This window comes from Cesiribacter sp. SM1 (assembly GCF_020178975.1).
Taxonomy (GTDB): Bacteria; Bacteroidota; Bacteroidia; order Cytophagales; family Cyclobacteriaceae; genus Cesiribacter.
Genome location: NZ_JAHXBU010000094.1, coordinates 826444 through 834536, shown reverse-complemented (window position 1 = coordinate 834536; position 8093 = coordinate 826444). Strand labels below are relative to the sequence as shown.

The 8093-nt window shown below is 44.2% G+C and carries 5 protein-coding genes and 1 pseudogene; 1 reads left to right on the top strand and 5 read right to left on the bottom strand.

The annotated features are described in order from the left end of the window. Nucleotides 1-172, bottom strand: a pseudogene (locus KWJ01_RS27530) (transketolase); the annotation flags it as partial. A gap of 727 nt (nucleotides 173-899) precedes the next feature. On the opposite strand from KWJ01_RS27530, the gene KWJ01_RS27525 reads away from it, so the two are divergent. Continuing rightward, nucleotides 900-1352, top strand: coding sequence for a cold-shock protein (locus KWJ01_RS27525; protein WP_225000355.1), 453 nt, complete (start codon nucleotides 900-902; stop codon nucleotides 1350-1352). Between the two features lie 241 nt (nucleotides 1353-1593). Here the strand turns inward: KWJ01_RS27525 and KWJ01_RS27520 are convergent, their stop codons facing one another. From KWJ01_RS27520 to KWJ01_RS27505, 4 genes are all read right to left on the bottom strand, one after another. After that, nucleotides 1594-4365: a tetratricopeptide repeat protein gene (locus KWJ01_RS27520; protein ID WP_225000354.1), complete on the bottom strand. Its 2772-nt coding sequence runs from the start codon at nucleotides 4363-4365 to the stop codon at nucleotides 1594-1596. Continuing rightward, nucleotides 4362-5186, bottom strand: coding sequence for a hypothetical protein (locus KWJ01_RS27515; RefSeq protein ID WP_225000353.1), 825 nt, complete (start codon nucleotides 5184-5186; stop codon nucleotides 4362-4364). The genes KWJ01_RS27520 and KWJ01_RS27515 overlap by 4 nt, the downstream gene beginning before the upstream one ends. 171 nt (nucleotides 5187-5357) lie before the next feature. Then, nucleotides 5358-6605, bottom strand: coding sequence for a hypothetical protein (locus tag KWJ01_RS27510; protein ID WP_225000352.1), 1248 nt, complete (start codon nucleotides 6603-6605; stop codon nucleotides 5358-5360). A 1-nt stretch (nucleotide 6606) separates the two neighbouring features. Beyond that, nucleotides 6607-8052: a PP2C family serine/threonine-protein phosphatase gene (locus KWJ01_RS27505; RefSeq protein WP_225000351.1), complete on the bottom strand. Its 1446-nt coding sequence runs from the start codon at nucleotides 8050-8052 to the stop codon at nucleotides 6607-6609. Between the last annotated feature and the right edge of the window lie 41 nt (nucleotides 8053-8093).

Here is an 8093-nt window from a genome sequence, read left to right as displayed (position 1 = left end):
CACCATCCATGCTGAACCGGGGGTTGTGGGTAAGCTCCCTAAAGTAAAGGGCTACTAAAAAATCTGTACAACCCAATGAGCCGCCAGGGTGCCCCGACTGCGCACTATGCACCATCCGCACAATATCCCGGCGAACCTGCTTGCTGATGCCTTCTAGCTCTTCTATACTCATGCTTATATTATTATTCTGCTTGTAAAAAAATATTATTATGTCTGAACTGAAACTGAATTAAGAAGCAACTCAAAAATAGGCTTCTCCAGCAAGGGAGACGTCAGCACACAATAGGAATTGCTGCAGTGCTGGCTGCAGAAACACCACCACACCTACACCACAAGCCTACAAGCGTAATACTAACACTTATTTTTATTAATGTCAATTTAACATTTATCATTTAATCTACGCCTCACCCTCCTGTGCCCTTAGCCTGCAGGCGGCTTAGCCCAGAAACTGAATAATCTAACCGCCTGCTAACTTTTGCTTTTCCTGTGTGTAGAGCGCCCTAAATAGTACGGTTTACCGCTACAATTAAGCTGAACATACTGAAACAAATGCACAAATGGAGGAGTAAAGAAATCAAACAGGCACTGCGATTGTAGCCTCCTCTTCCTCCGTCTACATTTATTGCTGAAGATTTTAAGCCTGCTAAGTAGCTGTATTAGAAAATTTTAGTATATTATTCTTGCTTCGGGCAGGAATAGTTATCGGTTCATTAAATAAATAGTGTGAACTTAGCAGCTTGCATATTTTATTGGTCTACAGCTAATATAATTTAAGAAGCCTGGAATTTCTTCGCTACAAGCTTGTGTTATATAATACATGGCGCACCTCAACAGGCAACAACAGCAAGCAGGGGAACGGGCATTACTCAACAAAAATACTCAAACAGTAAAAATTAATTATGGGCAGATCTCAAGAGACATTTAGTAAAAAAGAAAAAGAAAAGAACAAGCTACGGAAGAAAAAGGACAAAGAGCAAAAGAGAGAAGAGCGTAAAGCCAACGCTGATAAGGGCAAAAGCCTTGATGATATGATCATGTATGTTGATGAAAATGGTAATTTCTCATCGACCCCTCCTGATCCGGAAAAACGCAAAGTTAAAAAGGAATCTATTGCAGTGAGCGTTCCCAAGCAGGAAGCAGCAGACCCTGCCGATGCCATCAGAAAAGGCATAGTAACCTTTTTTAATGATTCCAAAGGATATGGCTTCATCAAAGACCAGCAGACACAGGAGAGCATCTTTGTTCACATCAATGATCTGATCGATCCCATAAAAGAAAATAACAAAGTTACTTTTGAGGTTGAAATGGGGCAGAAAGGCCCGGTTGCTGTAAAAGTTCAGGTTGCTCACTAGCACCTGTATACTGGTGCAGTAGGGTTTTAACTTCTTGTAGAATGGTTTTTCATAAACCTGAACATACTAAAGCAGACTCTTTGTTTGCCAGGTACTGAAGAAAGCAATAAGCAAAAGCACCAGAAAAGCTATAGATCAAAAAAATCAAAGAAGGCCAGCTGTAATAGCTGGCCTTCTTCTGTATCTGTGGGTTTTAACCTGATGTTTCCAGAGAGATGCCCGAAAGCTCAACCATAAAAAATCAGAAAGAAGCTTTAACCAGCTCTTTAAACCCTTTGTCTTTATTCACAATCCTGATCTGGGGATCGTTTTTTATACTGGACCACTCTATTTGTTTAGATTGAAAAGCCTTGCGATAAAGCTCCAGGGACTCCTGGATTTTATTTTGCTGCACTAAAACACAGGCTTTGCCATAAAGAGCCCAGCCATCGTCTTCTTTAAGGCTTAGCGCGTGGTCAAAAAATTTGTCTGCCTCGGCCCAGTTATTCTGGTACATTTCAATCAATCCCTTATTGGTAAGCAGGCTAACGTCTGCTTTCAGATTTTCATTGAGCGAAAATACTGTATTGATGTCATCAAGGGCCAGCTTGTATTGCTTTGTGTTCTTGTAGCAGATTGCCCTTTGTTTATAAGCCGCCTCGAAACCAGCATCTGCCCTTATGGCCTGTGAGTAGCTTTTAGCTGCTTCTTCAGCATCGCCCATTGCCTCATGCACCTGCCCCAGGGTGTAGAATACAGCAGGTTTTTGATAGCCAAGTTTTATACTTTCTTCTATATCCTTCGCTGCTTTTTTGTGTTTCTTTAGCGCATATTGGGCCGATCCCCTGGCAAAAAGGGCCAGTGGGTAAGACTTTTTAACCTTGATGGCTTTATCCAGGCTTTCAATGGCAGCGGTATAATGCTGCGTCATCAATTGGGCATAGCCCAGTGAATACAATGCATCGGCACTTTCTTCTACCATTGATGCACTGTTAGTTTGTGAAGCATTACCACTTTTTGCCGCTTTTTCCTTTTTTGCAGCAATTACACTACCGATCGGGATATACCTGCCAAAATCTTTAACGGCAGACTGCTGGTCGTTTAGCTGCTGATAGGCTAAACCTCTTTTGTAATAAGCATTTGTGATGGTATCTAATGCAAGTGATTTGCTGTAGTTGATGATGGCGTTCTCATAGTCCTCCAGCATGGCATGGGCATCGCCTTTTCTGAGCCAGGCTTCTCCGTAGCCAGGATATATAAGTACAGCATTCATAAAACCTCCCAGCGCATCGCCATAATTAGCCACCTTCATGTTGAAGTCTCCCTCAGAGAAATACACAAATGCAAGGCTGCTGATTTTCTGCTGCTGGCTGTTATCAATCCCCAGCTCCCTGGCACGATTAAAGTCTGCCGCAGCACTGTGTACATCATCCACTTTGATGTAGGCCAGACCACGATGATAATGCGCATCTTTATAATCTTCCTGCCTTTCAATTGCACTGCTGAATGATACGATAGCTGGCTCTATTAGCGCCTGTTCTACCTCGATCAGGCCTTTTTCGAAGTAGTTTAATGGCAGTTCCGGACTTAGCTTTATGGCTTCATCATAGTCTTCAACAGCACCCTTAAAATCACCAATTATTTTTCTGATCCGGGCGCGGGCAGGATAAAATTCCGCAGCATAATCAGGATTTGAGATGATGAGGCTGTAATCACCAATGGCTTCGTAATGCTGAGAGCCCTGCTCATAAAGTTTTGCCCTGCTGTGAATTGCCTCTATAAAATTGCCATCCAGTTCAATTGCTTTAGAGTAATCCCTGATTGCCTCTTTGGTGTCACTTAGTTTTTCGTAGCATTTACCCCGGCCATAATAGTAATCGGGATTGCCTTTATTATCCTGAATGGCTTTGTTGTAGTCTTTGATGGCTTCTTTGTAGTTACCCACATTAAACTTGCTTTCCAGTAGCGCCTTATTCTGGATAACTTTTTCTAAATCGCTTATTCTTGGTTTTAGAGCTGATTCGTGAGGCTTTATGGAAAGCGCCTCCTGGTAAAAGCTTTTCGCTTTTACATATTCTCTTGCAGCTTTGGCCCTGTCGCCATTCATCAGTGCTTCCTGAAATTTCTCCTCTATGCTGTTCCTGCTATCCAGGATAGACCTGGTTACTTCATTGATTTTAATTCTGGGCGTAATATCATAAGGATTGATCTGCTGCGCCTGGGTATAAGCGGCCACTGCCTCATTAAAACTACCAGCCTCAAAAGCCTGCTGCCCTTTTTGCATGTACAAGCTAAAAACAGAATCCTGCTTAAAGGTATACTGCGAAATCTGTGCTGCTTTATCGCGCTCATCCAGAGAGTTGGAGCTGCCATTGATTGCCTTCAGCCTGTTGGAAAAAGTACCATCGTCTGCTACGGTCTCATCTAATTCCACATCGCTTTCTGTAGAATCCAGGGGGCTGTCGGGATTGTAATAAACAATGCTGGTAATATAGGTTTTCCATTGGTTGTCTTTTCTTTCCACCCGTATCTCTGCCAGCCGCTCTGTGGGGCTGTAGGCGGTAGTATCTTCCTTATGCCTTCCCTTAAAGTGGCTGGTGTATTTAACCTTTATGTACAGGTAATCGCGGTATTTTAAATTAGACGCCTGCAGATCCGAAAACTCCACTGTTTGTTCATCAGACTTGGCATACATCAGGTCAAAGTACTTAAGATAGTCCTTAACATTTTTATCCTGCTCATGGCTGGCGCGTAGGTTCGAGGGCTTCACATTATCCTCAATGATGGCTGCATCAGAAAAGAATATTTGTGTTTGCGGATCGCTGTAGCTGTTCTTTATAAGCTCACCCACTTCTGCTTCTGTAACATCGGTGTAGGAGATTACATTAAGCAAATCTTTGTACATGGTTAGTGTTATGTGGGCCTGGTAGGTAATCTCTGCCTGATCCCGCACTGTATACTTTTGAGAAAAACAGGGGTAGGAGGCCAGCAGGCATAAAAAAATACACAGAAGCCCATTTTTAACAGCTTTCATATTTTTAGCTTTAATATCTGTTGCTTATAATTTTCTTTTGCTTTTGTATCTGCCTGAATAAGGTCACTGATTAGCCAGCCGGAGTTTTTCTCAGGTCGCTGAAAGTTCTCTACAGTCAGGATCCAGCCATCAATCTGCAGGAGGTGATAGGAGATGCTTTCTACCTGAACAAAAGACAGGCGCTTGTTACGGATCTCCAGAATAAACTTGGAAAGCTGATCTTCCTGGTAATCGGCAGGCAAATAAGACCTTATGTTCTCTGTATCTGTAAATGCTTTGCTTAGCCCCAGAAAATCTGTGCCATGGCTGATGGGGTTAAGAGAAGCCTTGGGATCCTGCGCATCGGGGGTAACAAAAAAATCTGCATCAACACCATGGATCACCCATTTGGAGGCCCCATCCTTTTCTTTCTGAACCCGGAGCACCAGTACCAGCTCTCTTTTCTTCTGCTGGTAGAGTACCGAGCATTTTACTTTGGCAAACCATTCATCATCGTAAAAACTGAGTACAACCGGCTGTTGCGGGTTATTCACCGATTCAATGAACTTGTAAACATCTCCCACCCTGATGGTGGTACTGTGGCCGTTGAACAAATTCTTTATTAACTCTTCCCTGTTTACCTCTGTAGTGTTATCACGTGCCGCTATGTAGTTTTTTATGAGTGTCTGCTGATTGTTGAAGCGCTCAAAAAATTCATCTATCTGCTTTACTTCAAAAGCAAAAACCTCCTGATAGCCGGCGCTGGTCTGGCTAAACACCGCACCTGAGCTATTCAAACAAACAATTAATACCAATACAAGACGAATAAAAACATCTTTCATTGCTAAGCTGGTTTTGTGCGGCAGCGCATTTTGTTCATCTTCATCTCCTAAATACACCAAATGCAGTTATAGCCGCTCCTGAGGAATTTACAAAAGAAAGATTTTCATTAAGTTAGAAGCCTTTAGAATCTTAAAGAATACCTCCAAAGCGGTATTTTTAAACTCCTGCTTCTATTCAAATTTTGTTACAACCACCCCTATATCCGACAGGAATACATCCCACATTTCCTGCCTTTCGCCGTCTACTTCTTTCTGGTAAGCCTTTACCATTACTTCCACATTTTTCTCGGTTAAATCGCTGTACACCAGCTGTCCGTCCAAAAAACCGTTAAAGCGCTGCTGCAGGGTAATAATACCGTAGTAGTTTCCGTCTACGCCTTTTTTCAGGTCACTTACATAAGAAATATCTGTCCAGTGAATTTCCACCTTATCATATTTCAGCAGCTTTAGCTTGGTAAGATAAGCCCTGATCTTGTGCCTGGTTCTGCCCGCTTTGCTGGATACTTCTACCTGGGCATCTTCATTGATAAACAGCCTTACAGCCATTTCTACCGCTTTATCCACTTCTGCCATTGCGGTACTTTTGCTTGAGATAACGGCCAGGTAGGTGCTTAGGTCTTCGGTTTTTTGCAGGGCTTTGCGGCTGTATAAGGCATGATCTATCTCCAGCGGGTTATGGGGCACTTCAGACTCCTCAGGAGCTGGTGCCACTGCCGCAACAGAATCGGTTTTCAGCTCATGTAAGGTAGCATTTAGCACTGGCTCCGCTTCTTTTAGTACGGGCGGGGCAGAAGGGGTAGCTGCTACTGCAGCAGTAGAAGAAACAAGCTGGGCAGGGGGCTCTGTTCTGTCGTAGGTGGTAAGGCGGGTGGCAGAAATTTTTTCGCTTAGGGAGGTTAAGATGCTGGATGCCTGTGATGGACTCGTAAACAGCTTATGACTTCCATCTTTGTAAATAATGGCTGCCAGTTCTGCCGTAGAGATCTTTTTACTCTTTTCCTTTGTAGCTAAATCATCGAAATTAACCTGTAGTGCATCTTCGGTACTAATGGAGCCCGGAATAACCTGCTCCGATAAGGTAACGATAAGATCTGCTTTAGGAAGTTCTTTTTCTGCACTGAAAAAAGATGCGATCTGCGCTTCGTTTCCCGGAAAGACAAGGTACCTGCCCTGCGCATTAAATGCCATGATCACCTGTCTGCTGTTTAAGGCCTGGTCTTTTCCGCTCTTGCTCAGGTACTTTATTTTTTTGCTGTCGATCTGGATGATGTCTACATTTTTTATGGCAGTTTCATCTATGAGGTAGATGTTATCCTGCAGTTGAGCATACACAGCCGGTGGAGCTGCCAGCAACAGTAAAAACAAGCCTGTGAAACAGGCATAGTGTCGGATCTTCTGAAGGATAGACTTCTGTAGCATACTAATTAGTTTTTTCCTGCCTGATCAGTGTTTCAATTCTGGCTAATTCCTTTGAAACCCTGCTTAATAAGCGTTTATCATTACCTGAAAGAGAATCTAAAAACAGCTGCTGGCTATTGCCCGTTTTCGGATTACCCAAATAGTACTTCCGGAGAAGACTATTCAACTCCCTGTCAGCCTCCTGTTCGCGGCCCTGGCGCTCTGCTAGCCTGTTGGTTGTTCCTCCAGAAAGGGCTAAACTGTCCTGCCCAACATCCGGCCCGCTTCCATTCAGCGGTCTAAGACTGATCATGCTATCCAGCAGGTGGTACTTAGCCACCACCTGCTTAACTTCTGAAGCAGAGGAATCGGCCACTGGCACTGCAGTAGCAGCGATTGCTCCTTCAGGCCCTGCATCAGCAAACTGCATTGTCTGCTGCTCCGGTGGCCGGGGGTCCAGGGCTTTTTGCCGGGCAGCAGATTCTTCCTGTACTATTTCAGTTCCAGCTTCTCTATACATCTCATCTTCCGGAGTTGATGCAGCAAAAAAACCGGTGTAATACAGAAACCACCCTGCCAGACCCAGAACAGCTAAAAACGGCAGCAGCCAGAGTGCCAGTTTAGATTTTTTCGCTGTGGGCTCTTCCTGTTGTTCTACCTCCAGGGAAACAACCGTTATGTTATCCTCCCCGCCCTGCTCATTGGCCCTTTCAATAAGCTTTTCATTAATGGCAGACAGCGGCCCTTCCTCAGCCAGAATGGCGGCAATGTCCAGGTGTGTCAGCATGTTATTTAAGCCGTCGCTGCAAAGAAGCAGGCGATCTCCACCCTCCAGCCTGCAAACAGTAATATCGGGGCGCGGAAGCCGGTTTTTATCACCAAGGCTTTGGGTAATGATGTTGCTATCGGGATGAACATCTGCCTCCTCTACGGTTAGCTGCCCTGCCTCTACCAGCTCCCATACCAGGGAATGATCTTTGGTAAGGATTTTTAAGCCTTGTTTTTTTCTGTGCAGGTAAGCCCTGCTGTCTCCGCACCAGCCCAATACTGCTTTATCAGAAAAAACCCATGCCATTAGAATGGTGGTGCCCATACCAGCATACGTTGGGTTTTCGATGGCAGCAGCCACAATGGCTTTGTGTGCTTCTATAATGGACTGATACAGATAATCCTTTGCCTGGTTCTCGGCAAAGTCTTGATCAAGCACCAAACCATCAAACTTTTTCCGCACCACTTCCACTGCTATTTCTGAAGCAATTTCTCCTGCATTTGCCCCTCCCATTCCGTCGGCCACCACCAACAGGCATCCCTTATCTGTGAGGGGTACCGGCTCATCAGTTGTATGCCAGCATTTTTCCCCTACCTGCGGACATACAATAAAGTTATCCTCATTGTGCGCACGAGTCTTTCCTACATCCGTTCTGGCATGGATGTATACTGTAGATTTTGAGATAACTTCTGATTGCATTCGAAAAAAAATAATGGTGGGTAAAGACTGAAGCTTGTGTG